Source organism: Fictibacillus tiangongensis, assembly GCF_048083785.1.
In the GTDB taxonomy this organism is placed as follows: Bacteria; Bacillota; Bacilli; order Bacillales; family Fictibacillaceae; genus Fictibacillus.
Genome location: NZ_CP182294.1, coordinates 927,269 through 945,877 on the forward strand (window position 1 = coordinate 927,269; position 18,609 = coordinate 945,877).

The window sequence follows — 18,609 nt, forward strand, 5'->3', positions numbered from 1 at the left end:
AGGATATCCATGGCACGTTCAGCATTGAAAGCAGTACCTTCAGCAAATTCACCAGATCCAGGCAGTAACAGCAAAAAGAATTTTTTTCATAAACTGTTGGACTGGGTAGAGAAGAACGGAAACAAACTACCGGATGTTCTTACTTTGTTTGTCATCATCACGGCCGTTATCTTGCTAGGTTCATTCATAGCAGGAGTTGCAGGATGGAGTGCTGTGAATCCAGCCAATAATGAAAAAATTACAGCAGTCAATCTTCTGAACGAAGAAGGAATCATACGAATGCTGAGTGAACTTGTAAGTAATTTTGTGAACTTCCCGCCACTCGGTCTCGTGCTCGTTGTTATGCTAGGCGTAGGTCTGGCTGAATCAACAGGGTTGATATCGGCATTTATGCGCAGAGTCGTCTTAGCCTCACCAAAAGCACTTATTCTACCGATCATCATCTTTATTGGAATCGTAGGGAACGCAGCTGCTGATGCTGCTTTGATCGTGCTACCTCCCGTAGCAGCAATGGTGTTTCTCACTCTTGGCCGTCATCCGATCGCTGGCCTTGCAGCAGCTTATGCAGCAGTTGCTGGAGGATTTAGTGCGAATATCATTATTAGCATGCTTGATGTAATGCTTGCTGGTTTCACAGAATCTGCCGCTCACCTTCAAGATAAAACGTATACAGCAAACCCTGCTATGAATTACTACTTCATGTTGGCCTCAACCTTTGTACTGTTACCAGTAGCCGTTTGGGTAACGACGAAGATTGTAGAACCACGTCTCGGAGAATACCAAGTTCCTGATGATCTTGAAGTGAAGAAACAAGCTCTAACTTCAGAAGAGAGAAGAGGCTTAAAGTGGGCAACAATCTCTCTTTTCATCTACACAATTATCATTCTACTTGTGACCGTGCCAAAAGGCGCTATGCTTCGAAATGCGAAAACAGGTGAACTCATTGAATCACCGTTTATGGATTCCTTGGTTCCGATCATGCTTCTTTTCTTCTTTATCCCAGCAATGGCTTATGGATTTGGATCTAAGGTCTTAAAAAATGATAAAGATGTCGCTGAACATTTAACAAAAGCGATGAGCGGTATGGGGTACTATATTGTGCTTGCTTTTATCGCAGCCCAGATGATCGCTTATTTTAGTTGGAGTAACTTAGGTTCGATCATCGCGATAACAGGTGCTGACTTTTTAAAAGAATCAGGATTTACAGGACTTCCATTATTGATCGCATTCATTCTTTTCACAGCGCTAGTAAACTTACTCATCGCTAGTTCATCAGCAAAATGGGCAATCTTAGGACCGGTATTTGTTCCGATGTTTATGGCTTTAGATTATAGTCCAGCATTTACACAAATGGCTTATCGGATCGGGGATTCAATCACGAATACAATCACTCCGATGTTAGCCTACTTCGCTATTCTTCTAACGTTTGCTAAAAAGTTTGATAAAAGTATGGGAATGGGAACTTTAATATCTTCCTTATTGCCTTACACGATTGCTTATACGATTTTTTGGTGTCTTTTATTTACTGTCTGGTATGTGCTAGGACTTCCACTAGGACCTGGCGAATATATAAAAATGTAGATTATATGAGGAGTGAGCAGGAATGGAACAACTATTTAGCCGTTTAGCAAACTATCAAGATGAAATGGTGGAGATTCGCAGACACCTTCACCAAAATCCTGAACTGTCATTTGAAGAAGTTGAAACACCAGCCTTTATCGCATCTTATCATGAGAAATTAGGATTAGATGTGCGAACGGGAGTCGGCGGACGGGGCGTGGTCGCTACGTTAAAAGGTGGAAAACCAGGTAAGACAGTAGCACTTCGAGCAGATTTTGATGCACTTCCGATTCAGGAAGAAAACGATTCTCCATACAAATCGAAAGTGCCTGGTGTTATGCATGCGTGCGGGCATGACGGTCACACAGCATCGCTGCTCGTACTCGCAAAAGTTCTAACAGAGCTGAAGGAAGATGTGGAAGGGACGATCGTATTTATTCATCAGCATGCCGAAGAACTCGCTCCTGGTGGAGCTATTGCAATGATTGAAGATGGCTGCCTTGATGGGGTGGACGTTATCTATGGAACACATCTTTGGGCAACGATGCCAACTGGGACAATTGGTTATCGAACAGGTCCCGTTATGGCTGCAGCCGATTCGTTCACGATAAAAGTTCAAGGAAAAGGTGGACACGGGGCGCAACCTCATAAAACAAAAGACAGCATTGTTATTGGAGCCCAGCTTGTTTCAAATCTTCAGCAAATCGTGAGCCGCAGAGTCAATCCACTAGATGCTGCAGTTGTATCTGTTGGTGCGTTTGAAGCGAAGAATGCGTTCAACGTTATCGCAGATACAGCAAAGCTGACAGGAACGGTTCGCACATTTAAGGAAGAAGTTCGAGTTGCCATCGAGCAAGAGATCGACCGCATTGCAAAAGGTACATGTCTTGCATCAGATGCTTCCTATGAGTATGTATTCAAACGTGGATATCCGGCCGTTGTAAACCATAAAGAAGATACGGAGTTTGTAGTGGATGTAGCAAGAAAAGTTCCAGGTGTTATCGAACTTGAAGAAATTGAACCGCAGATGGGTGGAGAAGATTACTCCTACTACTTAGAGAGAGTACCAGGCACGTTCTTTTTCACAGGAGCTCTTGATGATTCGTGGGAAGAAGTGTTTCCGCATCACCATCCGAAGTTCAAGATTAATGAAGATGCTTTATTGATTGCAGCCAGTTTATTAGGAGCTGCTACGCTTACGTATTTAAAACAAAATGTTTCAACAAAAGTGTTGAGTTGAAAATACGTTCATGAAAAAGCTCCCTTACGCGAGGGAGCTTTTTTATATTTATGAGATTATTCCCAACAGCTGTCAGGAGCAGTTCCACTAGGAATTTCACCAGGATTTCCACCGGAATCATTCCCGTTAGACTTCTTGGATTTCTTACAAGACTTTTTAGACTTTACAGCAGGAACTTTCTTAGACTTCTTACGTTTAAGACCATCACCTAAAAGAGAGCGTAAAGCTTCAACAGTACCGGCTTCTGCACCATTTTCAGCAGTCACTTCAGCTTCCGTCTCTGTGCCGTTCGCACCTAGAGTATTCAATGCTTCTAATAGTTCTTTTCTTTTTTTACCCAATCGTATCACCCCCACTATTACTATATGAAATGCTTCAAAGAGTGCTTGTACGAATCACCATTTTTAAGATGGAGAAGCGTCTAAATTCTTTTCTTTTAAAAATCAAAAAAGACTTCTTTAAAAACATATTGTCATTCCTGAGTGTTTCATTTTATAATAAATGTGTAATATTACACTTTTAATAAAAAGGGGTGATGTAATGAAAGGGAAATATTTGTTAATTGGGATCTCATTATATGGGATCGCTTTTTATACGAGTACCTCTATCCATTCCCTTCAACAGAAAACAGTCGTCATAGAAGATGCGGGAAAGCTTTTGCCCACAAGGATGAAAGAAGTTAAGAGCACGCAATCTACTAAGGAGCTGCAGAATTGGGTGAGAAAAGAAAAGACGATCTCAATCGCTGGAATGCAACATAGTCAGGGTGGGCATACGGTCTATCCAGATGGAACGCTGCTTGATATGAAAAGTTATAACGAGATTCTGGACTTCAACCCAAAAGAAAAAACGATAACGGTTCAAAGTGGTGTGACATGGGCTGATATTCAGAAGAAGATTAATCCGCACGGTCTATCCATTCAAGTTATGCAGTCACAAAATATATTTACTGTTGGTGGCGCCCTTAGTGTCAACGTTCACGGACGGGATATCAGATATGGTTCTCTGATTGATACTGTGGATTCCTTTCGTTTGTTAAAACCAGATGGAGAGATCATTTCTGTGAGTCGTGATGAGAACAGTGAATATTTTTCATATGTAATAGGCGGCTACGGTCTTTTTGGAGTCATACTCGATGTCACATTGCAATTGGCTGAGGATGAACTGTATCAACAACGCATATCCACAATGGATTACAAAGCATACGAAGAGCATTTTAAGAAGAGAGTTAAGAGCGATGAGAAGGTTAAGATGCACCTTGCCCGCTTATCTGTAGCACCTAAGACCTTTTTAAAAGAAATGTATGTAACGGACTATGTATTAGCAGATAATCAAAAGAAGTTAACTAGATTCTCAACGTTAAATGAAGAAGAAAAAGTCGCACTTCCAAAGTTTATGTTAGGAATGTCTCGTTATAGTGATTGGGGAAAAGATGTATTTTGGGAGACTCAAAAGAAACACTTTCAAAATAGCAATGGCAGCTATCAATCAAGAAATAATGTAATGAGATCAGATAGTACGTTCATGGAATATGAAAACGCCAATCGAACAGAAGTGCTGCAAGAATATTTTGTACCTGTTGATGAGTTTGCTTCTTATATCGACGACCTGAGAAAGGTGTTAGAAAAAGAGGATCTGAACCTATTAAATATTACGATTCGGTACGTCGAGCATGATGAAGATGCCGTGTTGTCTTATGCGAAGGATGATATGTTTGCTCTTGTGCTATTGATCAATCAAGGCCGTTCTGAAAAAGAGATAAGAAAAACAGAAAAGATCATTCAGAAGATGATTGACGTAACGCTAGATTACGATGGAAGTTATTACTTACCTTACTTTTCATATCCGACAAAGAAACAACTGAAACAAGCATATCCCCGTATCGATGAGTTCTTTCAGAAAAAGCGGGAGCTCGATCCTGATGAGCGGTTCAAAAATCTTTTTTATGAGGTGTATGCACAATGAATTATCGTACATTTGTAACAGCACAAAGCCTTTTAATGACAGCAAGCTCGATGGTCTTTCCCTTCTATCTGCTTCTCATTCGTAATATCGGTGACAGCTACTCGCAGTTCGGTTTAGCATACGGACTTTTTGCACTGACAGGCGCACTGGTTCATCCTATAATTGGCAGACTTTCAGATCAATTAGGTGACCGCACCTTCATTCTGGTACATACATGGGGTATGGCTGGAATCATGTTGGTTATACCAATCATTGAAACAGTAACTGCTCTTTATCTCGTCCAAATTGTAATGGGTATTCTAGGTGCAGTACAAAAAACTTCGGAGAAAACCGTTCTGGCTAGGCAGTCGAATGGCGTGCAGGCTGGAAAAAAGATAGGAAGCTATCACCTTTGGACAAGTGTATGGGGAGCGATCGCGGTCATGTTAACAGGATACCTGATCGATTTTTTAACGATCGGAAGTTTATTCTACATCGCATCAATTCTTTACATGATCTCTGGCTTTCTCATTTTTAAGTCAGCAGCCATTCCACTAAGGGTACAACAAAAAAAGCCTGTACAGCTATAGCTGACGGGCTTTATGTGTACATTTGATACAGAAACCAAGTGATGACCAAGCACTGGAGTGCAAGAACGGCAATTCTTTTGGCAGAATGCTTCACGCTATTATTTAGTATTCTAGTAAACAATGTTTCAAATGTAATCACTATCAAGAATGTGTAAATAAAGCCTAGAAGCAGTTCTTCCATTTCTTCACCTACTTTGATGATTCTGCTATTTTATTTATCCACATTCGTCGTCAAATCTTTTAGGAAGGATCATCGTTTTTTTTGCCTCTTCTCCAATACTTTTGAATGAAGTTTTTTACAATATCTTTACCTGCTAATAGCGCACCGAGCCAGAAGAAAACTTCTCCGCCGATAAATAATCCACTGACGATGGCTGTTTTAACGCCTGCACTAAATGATAAGAAAGGTATGACCGGTATTAGAATCCAAAGAACGAACGAAAGTATAATAAAAGTTATTCCGAATTTCTTTTTCAATGCAATCTCCTCCGTAGCTAGTTAGACAGTTAGACGTATTACGAAAGAAACGAGATAAAGTTCCCATCTCATTATTCTACCAGTTTGCTAGAAATTATTTCCACTAGTTATTTAAATATTAATTGGATGTGATTACCAGTAATCTCGCAGTTGAAAATGTTTCCAAGTTTGGATAATGTTAAGGGGAAACTGGTGTAAAAGGGTGGGGTAATTTTGAAAAAAGAACTTGTATATCAGAGTAGAGATAAAGAGATTGAAGTGTACGAAGACGAATTTGGAAGTATCACGCTAAAAGAGATTCCGTATGAAGCCGCGGTAATGGTTGCGTTAGAGAACGATTCTCTTATATTGATCAGCCAATATCGAGCTGCAGTAGATCAAGTTATCATTCAACTACCAGGTGGTGGAATGAACGAAAATGAAGATGCGATGGAAGCAGCAAAACGGGAACTGCTTGAAGAAACGGGCATCGTGTGTGGAGAAACGGTTTTCTTAGGAAGTATCCAGCCTAGTGCGTGTTTGAGTAATACGGTTACGCATGTTTATTTTACAAACGATATTGTAGATTACAGATCTCAAATGCTAGAGAAAAAAGAAGCGACCATTCAAGCCTTTCACATTCCTGTAGATCGAGCATTTCGTAATATAGAGCAGGGACTTTGGAAAGATAGTGAACTTGCACACGGATTATTATTAGCTAGGCTGAAAGGATTGATATAGAGTGAGTTGTTTAGGATGTGAACTAGCGAATAAAGTCTTACCCATACATGCGGTTTATGAAGATGAGTGGGTGACATGTTTTCTTGATATTGATCCTTTTAACGAAGGACACACATTAATACTTCCGAAAAGACATGTGAAGGAGTTAACAGAGCTAACGAATGAAGAAACGAGCGCTGTGATGGAAGCAGCAAAATACATATCGAAGAAGCTAGAGAACAGTTTCAACCCTGATGGGATTACGATCAACCAAAATGGGGGAAAGTTTAGTGATCTTACTCATTTTCATATGCATGTGATTCCAAGATATGAAAACGATGGATTCACGTGGAGTGAATCTACGATATTAGATAATGCTTCTGAACGTTTAGCCGAAACAGCAGATAAACTTCAAAGAGTATAATGTTTTTAACTTTATAAAGATTGTGCCACAATGTGAAAAAGGAGGGATTCATTATGCCAAGCAGTATTCATGATCGTGCCGTTCTACATAATGGTGTTCAAATGCCATGGATTGGTCTAGGAGTCTACAAAGCTGAAGATGGTGATGAAGTCATTCAATCCATAAAGTGGGCGCTCGATGCAGGTTATCGAAGCATTGATACGGCAAGTTTATATGACAATGAAACGGGTGTAGGTCAGGCGATCGCTGAATCAAACGTCCCAAGAGAAGAAATTTTCATTACAACAAAAGTTTGGAACACTGACCAAGGCTACGAAAAAACCTTAGCAGCCTTTAATGCCAGTCTAGAAAGATTAGGATTGGATTATGTGGATCTATACCTAATCCATTGGCCAATGCCTGGAAAGTATAATGAAACTTGGAAAGCACTAGAGAAAATCTACAATGAAGGCCGAGCTAAAGCGATCGGTGTCAGTAACTTCAAGCAGCATCATCTTGAAGAACTGATGAGAGAAGCAGAGATTAAACCAATGGTGAACCAAGTGGAATACCATCCTCGCTTGTCTCAGGAAAAATTGTTGGCGTTCTGTAAAGAGCAGGGTATCCAACTAGAAGCATGGAGACCTCTTTTAAAAGGAGAGATCTTTGAGGAACCAACCTTGGTAGAGCTTGCTGATAAATACAACAAATCAGTTGCTCAAATTATTTTACGCTGGGATCTTCAAAACGGTGTGGTTACGATACCTAAATCGGTAACGCAGCATCGGATCGAAGAAAATATTGAACTCTTTGACTTTGAATTATCAAATGAGGATATGACACGTATCTCTGCGCTAAATCAAGACAAACGTAACGGTGCAGACCCTGATGATCCGGAGTTTTATAAACAATTTGAATGAAATGAATGAAAGTCTTCCTGTTGTTAGGAAGGCTTTTTTTGTGGATTGGTACTTATAGGCCCTAAACAAACATTTATAGGCCTTCAAAATAATTTATAGTCCCTAATGATGGATTTATGGTCCTTCAATAAATTTTATGGGCCATAAAAATCAGTTTATAGGCTTTTCGACAAATCCACCATTTAAGTTCGCTCCCTTCTATTTTTTATTGTGTTTTAAATCATTGAATTCGGGAAAAATGATAAACGTAATGTAATGAAAGGGAGTGTAACAATGACAAAACGAGTATTGATCGTCGTAACGAATCATCAAAACATTGGGAATAACAAGACGGGGCTATGGTTAGAGGAGTTTGCGGTTCCTTTCAACGAATTTCGTGAAAAAGGATATGACATTACTGTGAAAAGCATCAAAGGTGGAGATGTTCCGCTTGATCCGAACAGCTTAGAAGGTGTGGATAAAGAAACGTATAAAGAAGCACTGGCACAGCTGGAAGGTACTGCAGAACTAACTCCTGAAGATGCGACAAGTTATGATGCGATCTATCTACCGGGCGGTCATGGTACCGTTTTTGATTTTCCGAAGAGTGATGCATTAAAAGAAGTAGTAAGTCAGATGGCACAAACTAATAAAGTGATCGGAAGTGTCTGTCACGGACCTGCTGGACTTACAACGGCAACGCTTAAAGATGGTACACCTATCGTAAAAGGAAAAACTGTTACAGCATTTACTGATGAAGAGGAAGAAGAGATGCAACTGACGAAAGAAGTACCATTTTTACTCGAAACAAAGCTTCGTGAACTTGGAGCAGAGTTTCAACGAGCAGGAAAATGGGAAGATTTCGCCGTAACAGATGGCACACTTGTTACAGGACAGAATCCTCAATCGAGTAGAAGTGTAGCTCTTCGCATGATTGATGTGTTGGATAAACAATAAAAGATGATTGAAGCGATCAGCCTGGAGCTGATCGTTTTTTTTTTGATTCATTTATCAATGGACCTTCTTTGAATTGAAACCACATCATCGCATAATCATGAGCCTTAAGACCTACATAGCACTAACTGCGCTAAAAATAACAGGAAAGAAATTAGGGATAATTTATCATTGACGATGATAATCATTATCAATTAAGGTTATACATGTAATCAGTAATGAGAATCATTTTCAATAAACCGCAGGATCATCCACTAGGAGGAATAAAATATGAGCATGTTACAAATAGAGATGAACGAAAAATACCTAAAACAACAAGAGAAAAGAGAATCAAATGCAAGGTCTTATCCACGCCGAATTCCCATTGCCATTGAAGAAGCTGAAGGAATCTATGTAAAAGATGCAGATGGGAAAACATACATCGATTGTCTGGCAGGAGCAGGAACTCTTGCGCTTGGACATAATCACCCGGTTGTGATTGAAGCCATTGAGAAAGTGCTTCATGACAAGCGCCCATTACATACACTGGATTTAACGACGCCAGTAAAAGAAGAATTTGTGAGTGAAGTATTTGACAGCTTACCTCCAGAATTTGCGAAGCGTGCCAAGATTCAGTTCTGCGGACCGACTGGCGGAGATGCGATCGAAGCAGCGATCAAGCTAGTAAAAACGGCAACAGGAAGAAGGAGCATTCTTTCTTTCCAAGGTGGCTATCACGGTGCTACACATGGGACGATGGCGCTCTCTGGTAACTTAGGACCGAAACAGAACGTACAAGGCTTGATGCCAGATGTACACTTTATGCCATATCCGTACGAATACCGCTGTCCGTTCGGGATCGGTGGAGAAGATACGTGGAAAATCAGCGCTAACTATATCGAGAATCTTTTATACGATCCAGAGAGTGGAATCCTTCCTCCAGCTGCTATGATCTTGGAAGTCGTTCAAGGAGAAGGAGGATCTATCCCGGCACCAGTAGAGTGGCTGCGCGAAATCCGCCGCATCACAAAAGAGCGCAACATTCCTTTAATCATTGACGAAGTACAGACCGGAATCGGACGTACAGGCGAACTATTTGCATTTCAACATGCTGGAATCGTGCCGGATGTAGTCGTACTGTCAAAAGCGATCGGAGGCAGCTTGCCATTATCTGTTGTGATCTATGATCGTGAACTGGATAAATGGGGACCAGGTGCACATATTGGAACGTTCAGAGGAAACCAGATGGCGATGGCTGCTGGAACAGCAACACTGCGTCATATTAAAGATAACAATTTGTCACAGCATGCTGCTGAACTTGGTGAGAAGTTAATGCTTGAACTTTCTATCCTACAAAATGAGATTCCTGAGATCGGTGATGTGCGAGGACGAGGTTTGATGGTAGGTGCAGAAATAGTAAATCCGCGAATTCCAACGGGATTAAAAGGAACGTATGCTGCAAATCCTGAACTCGCTAGCCGCATTCAACGAGAATGCTTTAATCGGGGCTTAATCCTAGAAGTAGGTGGAAGGCATGGAAGTGTTGTAAGGTTCTTGCCACCACTTATCATTACAGAGAAACAACTGGACGAAGTAATCGCAATATTTACAGACGCGGTCAGAGCCGCACTAAAATAGGGGTGGAAGATGAACACAACTGATTTTGATCGCTTTTTCCTTAATGATAGTGAAGCAGGAATACAGAATTTTCAACAGATTATCCTTGAAACTCAAGCCCTGTTAAGCGGGTTTTATAAAAATAACTCTGATGCTTATACCGGTGTGTTTTCTACTCAGATCGAGAAAGAAATAAACGAACTATCACTCACTTCAGAGAATGGAGAGGAAAGTGGAAAGGTTTTAAACGATGTATTGGAAAAGGTTGTGAGGAACAGCATACATGTCTCTCATCCGACGAGCATGGGCCACCTTCATTGTCCACCTTTTATCTCAGCCATCGCAGCTGAATTGATCATCGGTACTCTCAATCAATCTATGGATTCGTGGGATCAAAGCTCAACGGCTACTTATTTGGAAGAGCGGTTGATCAAATGGGTGAGTAACAAGCTTGCCCTTCCCTCTTCAGCAGATGGAACATTTACGAGTGGTGGTACGCAATCGAACTATATGGGGCTGTTACTCGCTCGCGATTTCTTTTGTGATAAACGGTGGAGCTGGAATGTAAAAGCTCAAGGATTGCCAGCAGAGTCGCATAAACTCCGTATCCTATGTTCAGAGGATGCTCACTTTACCGTGAAGAAATCAGCTTTTCAATTAGGGCTAGGTGAACAGGCAGTCATAACGGTTGAAACGGATGAGCATAAAAAGATGAACCCAGCTAAATTAGTCCAAGAGATCGGGCGCTTGAAAAATGGCGGACTTATCCCGATGTGTATCGTTGCAACGGCGGGAACAACGGATTTTGGAAGTATCGATCCGATTTCAGAGATTGCAGAGATCGCTCAAAACAATGGGTTATGGCTTCATGTTGATGCAGCCTACGGTGGTGCGTTACTTTTGAGTAAAAAGCATATTCATAAGTTATCAGGAATTGACACGGCAGATTCCATTACGATTGATTTTCATAAGCAGTTTTATCAACCGATCAGTTGTGGTGCTTTCTTCGTAAGAGAAAAAACAAATTTTCACTATATCGCACATCATGCAGACTATTTGAATCCTGAGAACGATGAAGAAGATGGTCTTGTTCACCTAGTGAGCAAATCGGTTCAAACGACAAGGCGTTTTGATGCGTTAAAACTCTTTATGTCATTACGCATCGTTGGAGAAAAGAGCTTTGAAAACATGATTGATTATACGCTTCATCTTGCGAAACAGGCAGCGGGTGTAATGGATAAGCATCCTCAGATTGAAGTGTGTAACATCAATCCAGAGATCAATGCGGTTGTATTCCGTTATTCCGACGCCGCAACAGGTTCATTAAATGATGTGAATACGTATATCTACAAAAAAATTCTTCATTCCGGAACAGCTCTAGTCGCAAAAACAAAAGTGAAAGGTGAAGTCTTCTTAAAATTTACGTTACTGAACCCACGAACAACAATCGTGGATATTGAAGATATCCTTCATACTATTTCTCAATTTGCCTTAGAGTACGAAAACAGGGGGATCACCCAATGACAAATCACAAACAACAAGCAGAAAATGCAAGTATACAGAGTTTCTTAAACTGTTATCTTCGAGAAACACAAACATTTGTTACCGTTAAGGATACGGTTGACCATTTAGGATGGAGTGGGGAGACACCGAACAGATGGGTGAAGATCGAACTCAAGAATCAAGGTTCAGCGATCTATGCGGCAATTAAGCATTGGTCTTTAACAGGAAGACATCTGTACCATTTTCCTATTCTTTATAAAAGTAATGAAAACGTGATACCACTTGATTATATTTCGCTTGTCTCTATTCTTTCAAAAGAATTGTTGCTAAAACAAAATCGTGAGGATGCAGAAGATGAATTGATGCTGAGGACGATACTCAGCAAAAAGAACATACAACGGTACTTAGATTCGCGTGAAGATGACTCAGGGAGTCTAGAGAGCAGTGAGTTTACATTCATTGAAGCAGAGCAGTCGCTTTTGTTTGGTCATCTGCTTCACCCGATTCCGAAAAGCAAGCAAGGAATGAGTGATGAAGAGGAATCTCTCTATTCCCCAGAACTTAAGGGAACGTTTCAGCTGCATTTCTTTCAAGCGGACAAGTCGATCATCGATCAGGATACGGCAGATGAAGTGACGGCGGAAGAGATTACTCGAGAGCTTCTGCAACGAGATGAGAAATTCGCCAAACAGGTGGAATACGATGATGAATCTGTCTTCATACCGGTTCATCCTTTACAAGTTCAAGTTCTATTGAATGATTCATTTGTTCAATCTTTAATCGAAGTTGGGAAGTTGAGCTACATCGGTCCGTTCGGTGAGCTGTTCTCCGCCACATCTTCTATGCGTTCTGTATACAGTCCAAATTTTAAATATATGTTCAAGTTCTCTGTACCTGTGAAGATTACAAACTCTCTGCGCGTTAACCTGGAAAAAGAACTGCATAGAGGGGTAGAAGTTTCTCGCCTTCTGCAATCAAAAATCGGACAAGAGATGCAGGAGATCTACCCATCGTTTCAGATTATAAAAGATCCAGCATTCTTAAATATTCCAACGGATAAAGAGACTTCAGGCTTTGAAGTGGTGATCAGAGAGAATCCTTTTTACGAGAATGATAGAAATGCAAGTTTAGTAGCAGGCCTTTGTCAGGACCACGGTTTTGGAGGAAACTCTAGAATCGCTTCAATCATTCATAACATCGCTCAAAGGGAGAACAGAACGACAGAAGAAGTCAGCAAAGATTGGTTTTTACAATATTTATCAATCGCTCTTGATCCGATGCTGTGGCTGTATGAAAGATACGGTGTAGCACTTGAGGCACATCAGCAGAACTCGATCGTCCAAATGGAGAATGGCTATCCGAAGCGTTTTTATTACCGTGATAATCAAGGTTACTATTACAGCGAATCAAAAGCCGATCTGCTTGTTGAACAGCTTCCAAGCCTTAATCGTAAGAGTGTAACAATCTGCAGTGACGAGGTTGCGATCGAACGTTTTCGCTATTACTTTTTTATGAACCACTTATTCGGTTTGATCAACGGTTTTGGAGCGGCAGACCTAATCAATGAAGAAGATCTAATAGACATGCTGCGTCATCGCTTGATGCATCATGACACGTTAACAGACAGAAAGTCAGGCTTGATCAGAAGCTTGCTAGATGCGGAAGAACTTCCGTGTAAAGCGAACTTACTTACTCGTTTTCATGATATGGATGAGCTTGTTGGTTCTCTGGAAACACAGTCTGTCTACACGAAGATCCCAAACCCATTACAAAAGGTGATGAAATCAGATGCAGCCAGAATTTAGTTTTTTTGATCACACGGTCCAAAAGACGTTATCGTATGTAAAAGTGGTTTTGGAGCGGGATGTTTCACTTCTTCATAAGTGGCAGCAGCAACCGTATGTGATTCCATACTGGAAACTGGATATTTCGTTTGAAGCATACAGAAGGCATTTGAAAACTTTTCTGGCAGATCAGCACCAAACGCTGTATATGGGCTTAATAGATGGAGTTCCGATGAGCTATTGGGAAGCATACTGGGTAAAAGGAGATGTAGTGGAAAACTGCTATGATCCACATCCGAAAGACCAGGGGATTCACCTTTTGATCGGAGAAGAATCCTTTATTGGGAAGGGTTACGCACTTCCTTTATTACGGGCGATCGTACATTTTCAGTTTTTATCGAAAGGGACTGAAAAAGTAATCGCTGAACCTGATATTCGGAATGAAAAAATGATTCATGTATTTGAAAAGTGCGGCTTTGAAAAAGTAAAAGCGATTCAGTTGCCGGATAAGACCGGAATGCTCATGTTCTGCCATAGAGATACGTTCGAGAGGAGATGGAAAGATGTCTTTCAAACAATTACAACATAAAGAGATCTATGACATCATCGGTGTCGGCATCGGTCCATTCAACCTAGGACTTGCAGCGATGCTAGATGAAACAAAAGGGAAAAAAGCACTTTTTTTTGAAAAGAAAACAGAGTTCAACTGGCATAGTGGCATGCTGATCGATGGCACAACACTACAAGTACCATTCTTTGCGGATCTAGTAAGCATGGCAGACGTAAGAAGCAAATACACGTTTCTAAACTATCTGCAGAAACATAATAGATTGTATCACTTTTATTTCTTGGAAAACTTTCATATCCCGAGAAAAGAATACAACCATTATTGCCGTTGGGTAGCGAGTCTGCTAGACTCTTGCCGTTTTGGTATGGGAGTGGAGCACATTCAACCGGTTGAAGATGCGAAGAGTTCGGTTTACGAAGTGATTGTAGAGTCTTTAGAAACCGGGGAAACAGAGACGTACTATACAAAGCATCTTGCTGTGGGCATCGGTACGATTCCATCTGTACCTTCTCATATGGAGAAGAAGCTTGGTCCAAGAGTTATACATTCTTCACAATACTTAGATCGAAAAGAAGAGATTCTTAACACAAATTCAGTGACAGTTGTCGGTTCTGGTCAGAGTGCAGCAGAAGTGTTCTATGATCTGGCACAGCATCAGGATAATGACTCTTATTCTTTAAACTGGTTTACACGATCAAAAGGATTTTTCCCAATGGAATACTCAAAGCTTGGACTTGAGTATTTCTCACCAGATTATACGAATTTCTTTTACAATCTCCCTTCTTCGAAGAAGGATGAACTTTTGAAAAAGCAAGACCTTCTCTATAAAGGAATCAGCATGGATACGATCGCGGATATTTATGATCTTCTTTATGAGAGATCAGTTGGACAACATAAGCCTGATATCCATCTGCAGGCGATGACCGAACTTGTTCATCTTGAAAAGTGTGAAGATACTCACTTGCTTACACTTCGTCAGAACGTAACAGGAGAAGTGTTTGAATTAAAATCTGATTTTATCGTGTTAGGTACAGGCTATGCTTCATCATTTCCGCATTTCTTAATGAAAATGCAGGACCAGATTCAGTGGGATTCTAAAAACCGCTATCAGATTACTAGCGATTATCGACTGGAGACAAAGGGACTTCAAAATAACCATATCTTTATTCAGAATGGCGAGCTTCATACTCACGGTGTAGGTGCTCCTGACCTTGGCCTTGGCGCACATAGAAACGCAGTTATTATCAATACGCTATTTGAGAAAGAAATGTATCCTGTTACTACAAAAAATGTGTTTCAGAATTTTGGAACGGAACCTTCATGGAAACCAGCAACCGTTCGTTAAACCTTTTTTTATTGAGCTGTGTCTTTCTATTCGTATGCACAGAAGTATTGCTATCTCCTTTTTATCCTCAATTTTTTAAAAAGGTGTATGGCATAAATGATCCGGATCTGACAGGGTTCTACATTATGACGTGCAGACTCGTCGTTGTGATCTTTACTCCCATCTGGGGATTGATCGCCCATAAAAGAAATAACAGCTCTACATTATTAATCATCGGACAATGGGGAACAGGAATTTCTTGCTTTCTGATGGCAAGCTCACCAAGCTTTGAAATGTTTGTAGCAGCGAGTGTACTTCTATTGATCTTTAAGAGCAGCTATTTTCTGTTGTATACCATTCTAATCTCTGAGAATCGAAATTCTACAACAGGAACAGCAGCCAGCTATCATGCCGTATTGCAAGGTGCGATCGTTACAGCTACGATTTTGTCTGGATGGGTTATAGAAATGGATCATCCTTTATTGATCTTTTGGATTGTTGGAATCATTGAATGTTTAATGGCATTCTTCAGCGTACATTTCTTAATAAAAGTAAGCAAAAACAAAATAGTAGACCCAGAATTAGAAAAAATAAATCATCGTAGCTCAGTAACTCCATTCTTGTTTTTTGGAATCATCGTTTTAACCCTTCATCTTGCAGTAAATATGATCCGGCCGTTTTTTACAACATACACGGAAAATGTGTACAGCACGCATACGATGATGAGCAGTTCGTTGTATTTGATACCGAGTCTGATGACGATCGTCACATTGCCGCTCATCCGAAAATACAGTGAACGGTTAGGATTTTACGGCTATGTTGGTGCGGCAAGCATGATCATTGTTGGTTTGTTTCTCCAAGGAATCGAAACGAGTATCGCGGGACTCATCTTGTTCCGCTGTATGTTCGGTATAGGGGCGGCTTGGTGTCTTGCGAGTATAGACGTATTTATCTTTAAGTGGAGTGGAAATATGCATGGAGACTATAGCAAGATCTCTGCGATTCAAAATGTAGGGTTGCTGATAGCCCCAGTCGCGGCATCCTCCATCGTTAACACCCGTTCGATTTCAGACGTATTTACTTATGCTAGTTTGTTCGTCGTTCTACACTTATTCATTTTCTTATGGGGAACGTACTCGAGAGAAAGAAACAAAGGAAAATTGCACATACATAAGGAGGAAGAAGATGCTTTATATAAATGAAACAGAGTCCATGTTAAAAAAAGATACATGGGAAAAAGTGAACAAAAATTTGTTAGCAAAGATGCTTGCAGAATATATATATGAAGAGATGATTTTCCCAGAGCAAGAAGACGAGGGATATGTTTTTACAGTGAATGAAAAACGCAAATATCGTTTTGCTGCCGAAAAGCGTTTATTTGAAAGCTTCGATGTAGATCCAGAGTCAATCCAGGTGTTAGAAAGTAATGAATGGAAATCTGCAACAGATGCGATTCGTTTCTTAATGGATATTCAGCCGATAATCGGCATGTCATCCGAAACAGCAGGTCACCTTATTAAAGAACTGAATCATACGCTTATTGCTGATGCAAACCTACTAAACAATCATAAAAAAACATCTGATGAATTGGTTGATCTTGATTATGCTGAGTTAGAGGGAGAGATGTCAGGGCATCCATGGATCACGTATAACAAAGGTCGTATCGGTTTTGGTTTCGATGACTATAACAAATACGCTCCTGAGAATCAGAATGAAACAAAGCTGTTCTGGATTGCCGTTCATCGCGATCGTGCTCAGTTTCAATCTGTACAGGAACTTCATTATGAAAAACTTTTAATGAGAGAACTAGATGGTGTTCTTGTTCAACGCTTTAATGAGATTTTACGAGAGAAGGGGAAATTACCGCTAGATTATTATTTTATGCCGGTACATGAATGGCAATGGAATAACGTATTGATTCAAAATTTTCCTCTTGATCTAGCGACAGGCATGATCGTTCCTTTAGAGGAAGGAACCGATCATTACTTGCCTCAACAATCTGTTCGAACGTTTGTAAATGTAACAAACCCGTTGAAATCTCACGTCAAGCTTCCGATGAGTATTTTAAATACACTCGTGTATCGAGGGCTTCCGTCAGAACGAACACTGATCGCACCACTTGTTACAGAGCACATCAAAGGAATATTTGAAGGAGACCATTTTTTACGTGACGAATGTGAAGTGGTCCTACCGGGAGAGATAGCGAGTATTAATGTAGATCACCCTCACTATAGCGAGCTGAAGGGAGCACCATATCAATACCTAGAGATGCTCGGAACAATCTGGCGCGAAAGCATCTACACGTATTTAAAAGATGGCGAACAACCGATCACACTTGCAGCACTTCATCATGTTGATGGAAACGGAAAGCCTTATGTACAAAGTCTGATCGAAAAGTCTGGATTAAGTGCTGACGAATGGATGAAAAAGTTCTTCGGTGTTGTGATGCCGCCGTTGCTTCATTTCCTTTATCAATATGGAACAGTCTTTTCGCCGCATGGTCAGAACACGATACTGATCTTAAAAGATTACCAGCCTGAGAGATTAGCAGTAAAAGATTATGTAGATGACGTGAACATCTCGGATCAGCCTTTCAAAGAGTTAGAGGGTGTAACAGAAGAGCTGCGCGCTGTATTACGCAGTGAACCACCTGAAGGATTGACTCAATTTATTTTCACGGGACTATTTATCTGTCATCTGCGTTATCTGTCAAATGTACTGGTGCGTAACGATTTAATAGAAGAAAAAGCGTTCTGGTCACATTTGGTAGACAGTATTGAAGCGTATCAAGCAAGATTTTCACATTTAGAAGAGCGTTTCAAACTGTTTGATTTCTTTAAGCCAGAACTTACAAAGCTATGTCTAAACCGAAATAGAATGGTAGATTACGGTTATGGAGATGGAGATGACCGTCCACACGCCTCTGAGTTTGGAAAAGTAAGAAACGCACTTTATGAGATTCGCAAAAACAAAGAGATAAGTGTTTAATAATGGAAAAATGAGGACTTCCTTGGTGAAAAGGATGTCCTTTTTTTGTGTGTGGGGTGGTGAGAGACGATTTATCGGTG

General features: G+C 40.5%; 17 protein-coding genes. 15 read left to right on the forward strand and 2 right to left on the reverse strand.

All coding sequences use genetic code 11. The features are described 5' to 3' along the window. The first annotated feature begins 9 nt into the window (after positions 1 to 9). Entirely contained in the window at positions 10 to 1,581 is a 1,572-nt protein-coding gene (locus ACNJYY_RS05110; protein ID WP_416730814.1) for an AbgT family transporter, read from the forward strand. A 22-nt stretch (positions 1,582 to 1,603) separates the two neighbouring features. After that, positions 1,604 to 2,800 (forward strand): M20 family metallopeptidase, encoded by a 1,197-nt coding sequence (locus ACNJYY_RS05115; RefSeq protein WP_416730815.1) that lies wholly within the window; start codon positions 1,604 to 1,606, stop codon positions 2,798 to 2,800. A 56-nt stretch (positions 2,801 to 2,856) separates the two neighbouring features. On the opposite strand, the gene ACNJYY_RS05120 is transcribed toward ACNJYY_RS05115, so the two are convergent. Further along, a complete protein-coding gene (locus tag ACNJYY_RS05120) occupies positions 2,857 to 3,141 on the reverse strand; it encodes a hypothetical protein (RefSeq protein ID WP_416730816.1) in 285 nt (94 codons plus the stop codon). A 199-nt stretch (positions 3,142 to 3,340) separates the two neighbouring features. Here ACNJYY_RS05120 and ACNJYY_RS05125 point away from each other — a divergent pair, with 199 nt between their 5' ends. Together ACNJYY_RS05125 and ACNJYY_RS05130 are read left to right on the forward strand one after the other, a co-directional pair. Continuing rightward, the gene (locus ACNJYY_RS05125) at positions 3,341 to 4,765 is read left to right on the forward strand and encodes an FAD-binding oxidoreductase (RefSeq protein ID WP_416730817.1); all 1,425 of its coding nucleotides are present in this window, start codon (positions 3,341 to 3,343) and stop codon (positions 4,763 to 4,765) included. Continuing rightward, positions 4,762 to 5,334, forward strand: coding sequence for an MFS transporter (locus tag ACNJYY_RS05130; RefSeq protein WP_416730818.1), 573 nt, complete (start codon positions 4,762 to 4,764; stop codon positions 5,332 to 5,334). The genes ACNJYY_RS05125 and ACNJYY_RS05130 overlap by 4 nt, the downstream gene beginning before the upstream one ends. A 240-nt stretch (positions 5,335 to 5,574) precedes the next feature. Here the strand turns inward: ACNJYY_RS05130 and ACNJYY_RS05135 are convergent, their stop codons facing one another. After that, positions 5,575 to 5,811: a transporter suffix domain-containing protein gene (locus ACNJYY_RS05135; protein WP_416730819.1), complete on the reverse strand. Its 237-nt coding sequence runs from the start codon at positions 5,809 to 5,811 to the stop codon at positions 5,575 to 5,577. A 213-nt stretch (positions 5,812 to 6,024) separates the two neighbouring features. Between ACNJYY_RS05135 and ACNJYY_RS05140 the strand changes: the two genes are divergently transcribed. The 11 genes from ACNJYY_RS05140 (at position 6,025) to ACNJYY_RS05190 (ending at position 18,529) form a co-directional block, all read left to right on the forward strand. Next, positions 6,025 to 6,531: an NUDIX hydrolase gene (locus tag ACNJYY_RS05140; RefSeq protein ID WP_416730820.1), complete on the forward strand. Its 507-nt coding sequence runs from the start codon at positions 6,025 to 6,027 to the stop codon at positions 6,529 to 6,531. 1 nt (position 6,532) lies between these two features. Continuing rightward, positions 6,533 to 6,934, forward strand: coding sequence for an HIT family protein (locus tag ACNJYY_RS05145; RefSeq protein WP_416730821.1), 402 nt, complete (start codon positions 6,533 to 6,535; stop codon positions 6,932 to 6,934). A 53-nt stretch (positions 6,935 to 6,987) separates the two neighbouring features. Beyond that, positions 6,988 to 7,833: an aldo/keto reductase gene (locus ACNJYY_RS05150; protein WP_416730822.1), complete on the forward strand. Its 846-nt coding sequence runs from the start codon at positions 6,988 to 6,990 to the stop codon at positions 7,831 to 7,833. A gap of 273 nt (positions 7,834 to 8,106) precedes the next feature. After that, positions 8,107 to 8,769, forward strand: a complete 663-nt coding sequence (locus ACNJYY_RS05155) for a type 1 glutamine amidotransferase domain-containing protein (RefSeq protein WP_416730823.1) — start codon at positions 8,107 to 8,109, stop codon at positions 8,767 to 8,769. A 267-nt stretch (positions 8,770 to 9,036) separates the two neighbouring features. Beyond that, on the forward strand, positions 9,037 to 10,383 hold the full coding sequence (locus ACNJYY_RS05160) for an aspartate aminotransferase family protein (protein ID WP_416730824.1): 1,347 nt from the start codon (positions 9,037 to 9,039) through the stop codon (positions 10,381 to 10,383). Positions 10,384 to 10,392: 9 nt separating this feature from the next. Next, positions 10,393 to 11,886, forward strand: coding sequence for a pyridoxal phosphate-dependent decarboxylase family protein (locus tag ACNJYY_RS05165; RefSeq protein WP_416730825.1), 1,494 nt, complete (start codon positions 10,393 to 10,395; stop codon positions 11,884 to 11,886). Beyond that, positions 11,883 to 13,670, forward strand: a complete 1,788-nt coding sequence (locus tag ACNJYY_RS05170) for an IucA/IucC family protein (RefSeq protein WP_416730826.1) — start codon at positions 11,883 to 11,885, stop codon at positions 13,668 to 13,670. Before ACNJYY_RS05165 ends, ACNJYY_RS05170 begins: the two co-directional genes overlap by 4 nt. Then, positions 13,654 to 14,238 (forward strand): GNAT family N-acetyltransferase, encoded by a 585-nt coding sequence (locus ACNJYY_RS05175; RefSeq protein ID WP_416730827.1) that lies wholly within the window; start codon positions 13,654 to 13,656, stop codon positions 14,236 to 14,238. The genes ACNJYY_RS05170 and ACNJYY_RS05175 overlap by 17 nt, the downstream gene beginning before the upstream one ends. After that, on the forward strand, positions 14,213 to 15,562 hold the full coding sequence (locus ACNJYY_RS05180) for a lysine N(6)-hydroxylase/L-ornithine N(5)-oxygenase family protein (protein WP_416730828.1): 1,350 nt from the start codon (positions 14,213 to 14,215) through the stop codon (positions 15,560 to 15,562). The genes ACNJYY_RS05175 and ACNJYY_RS05180 overlap by 26 nt, the downstream gene beginning before the upstream one ends. Next, on the forward strand, positions 15,538 to 16,743 hold the full coding sequence (locus tag ACNJYY_RS05185; protein WP_416730829.1) for an MFS transporter: 1,206 nt from the start codon (positions 15,538 to 15,540) through the stop codon (positions 16,741 to 16,743). Before ACNJYY_RS05180 ends, ACNJYY_RS05185 begins: the two co-directional genes overlap by 25 nt. Continuing rightward, on the forward strand, positions 16,727 to 18,529 hold the full coding sequence (locus tag ACNJYY_RS05190) for an IucA/IucC family protein (RefSeq protein ID WP_416730830.1): 1,803 nt from the start codon (positions 16,727 to 16,729) through the stop codon (positions 18,527 to 18,529). Before ACNJYY_RS05185 ends, ACNJYY_RS05190 begins: the two co-directional genes overlap by 17 nt. Positions 18,530 to 18,609 lie beyond the last annotated feature (80 nt).

Excerpts from the sequence above, each read along its gene's own strand:
- ACNJYY_RS05110 (WP_416730814.1), top strand. The coding sequence starts at position 10 with ATGGCACGTTCAGCATTGAAAGCAGTACCTTCAGCAAATTCACCAGAT.
- ACNJYY_RS05115 (WP_416730815.1), top strand. The coding sequence starts at position 1,604 with ATGGAACAACTATTTAGCCGTTTAGCAAACTATCAAGATGAAATGGTG.
- ACNJYY_RS05125 (WP_416730817.1), top strand. The coding sequence starts at position 3,341 with ATGAAAGGGAAATATTTGTTAATTGGGATCTCATTATATGGGATCGCT.
- ACNJYY_RS05130 (WP_416730818.1), top strand. The coding sequence starts at position 4,762 with ATGAATTATCGTACATTTGTAACAGCACAAAGCCTTTTAATGACAGCA.
- ACNJYY_RS05150 (WP_416730822.1), top strand. The coding sequence starts at position 6,988 with ATGCCAAGCAGTATTCATGATCGTGCCGTTCTACATAATGGTGTTCAA.
- ACNJYY_RS05155 (WP_416730823.1), top strand. The coding sequence starts at position 8,107 with ATGACAAAACGAGTATTGATCGTCGTAACGAATCATCAAAACATTGGG.
- ACNJYY_RS05160 (WP_416730824.1), top strand. The coding sequence starts at position 9,037 with ATGAGCATGTTACAAATAGAGATGAACGAAAAATACCTAAAACAACAA.
- ACNJYY_RS05165 (WP_416730825.1), top strand. The coding sequence starts at position 10,393 with ATGAACACAACTGATTTTGATCGCTTTTTCCTTAATGATAGTGAAGCA.
- ACNJYY_RS05170 (WP_416730826.1), top strand. The coding sequence starts at position 11,883 with ATGACAAATCACAAACAACAAGCAGAAAATGCAAGTATACAGAGTTTC.
- ACNJYY_RS05175 (WP_416730827.1), top strand. The coding sequence starts at position 13,654 with ATGCAGCCAGAATTTAGTTTTTTTGATCACACGGTCCAAAAGACGTTA.
- ACNJYY_RS05180 (WP_416730828.1), top strand. The coding sequence starts at position 14,213 with ATGTCTTTCAAACAATTACAACATAAAGAGATCTATGACATCATCGGT.
- ACNJYY_RS05185 (WP_416730829.1), top strand. The coding sequence starts at position 15,538 with ATGGAAACCAGCAACCGTTCGTTAAACCTTTTTTTATTGAGCTGTGTC.
- ACNJYY_RS05190 (WP_416730830.1), top strand. The coding sequence starts at position 16,727 with ATGCTTTATATAAATGAAACAGAGTCCATGTTAAAAAAAGATACATGG.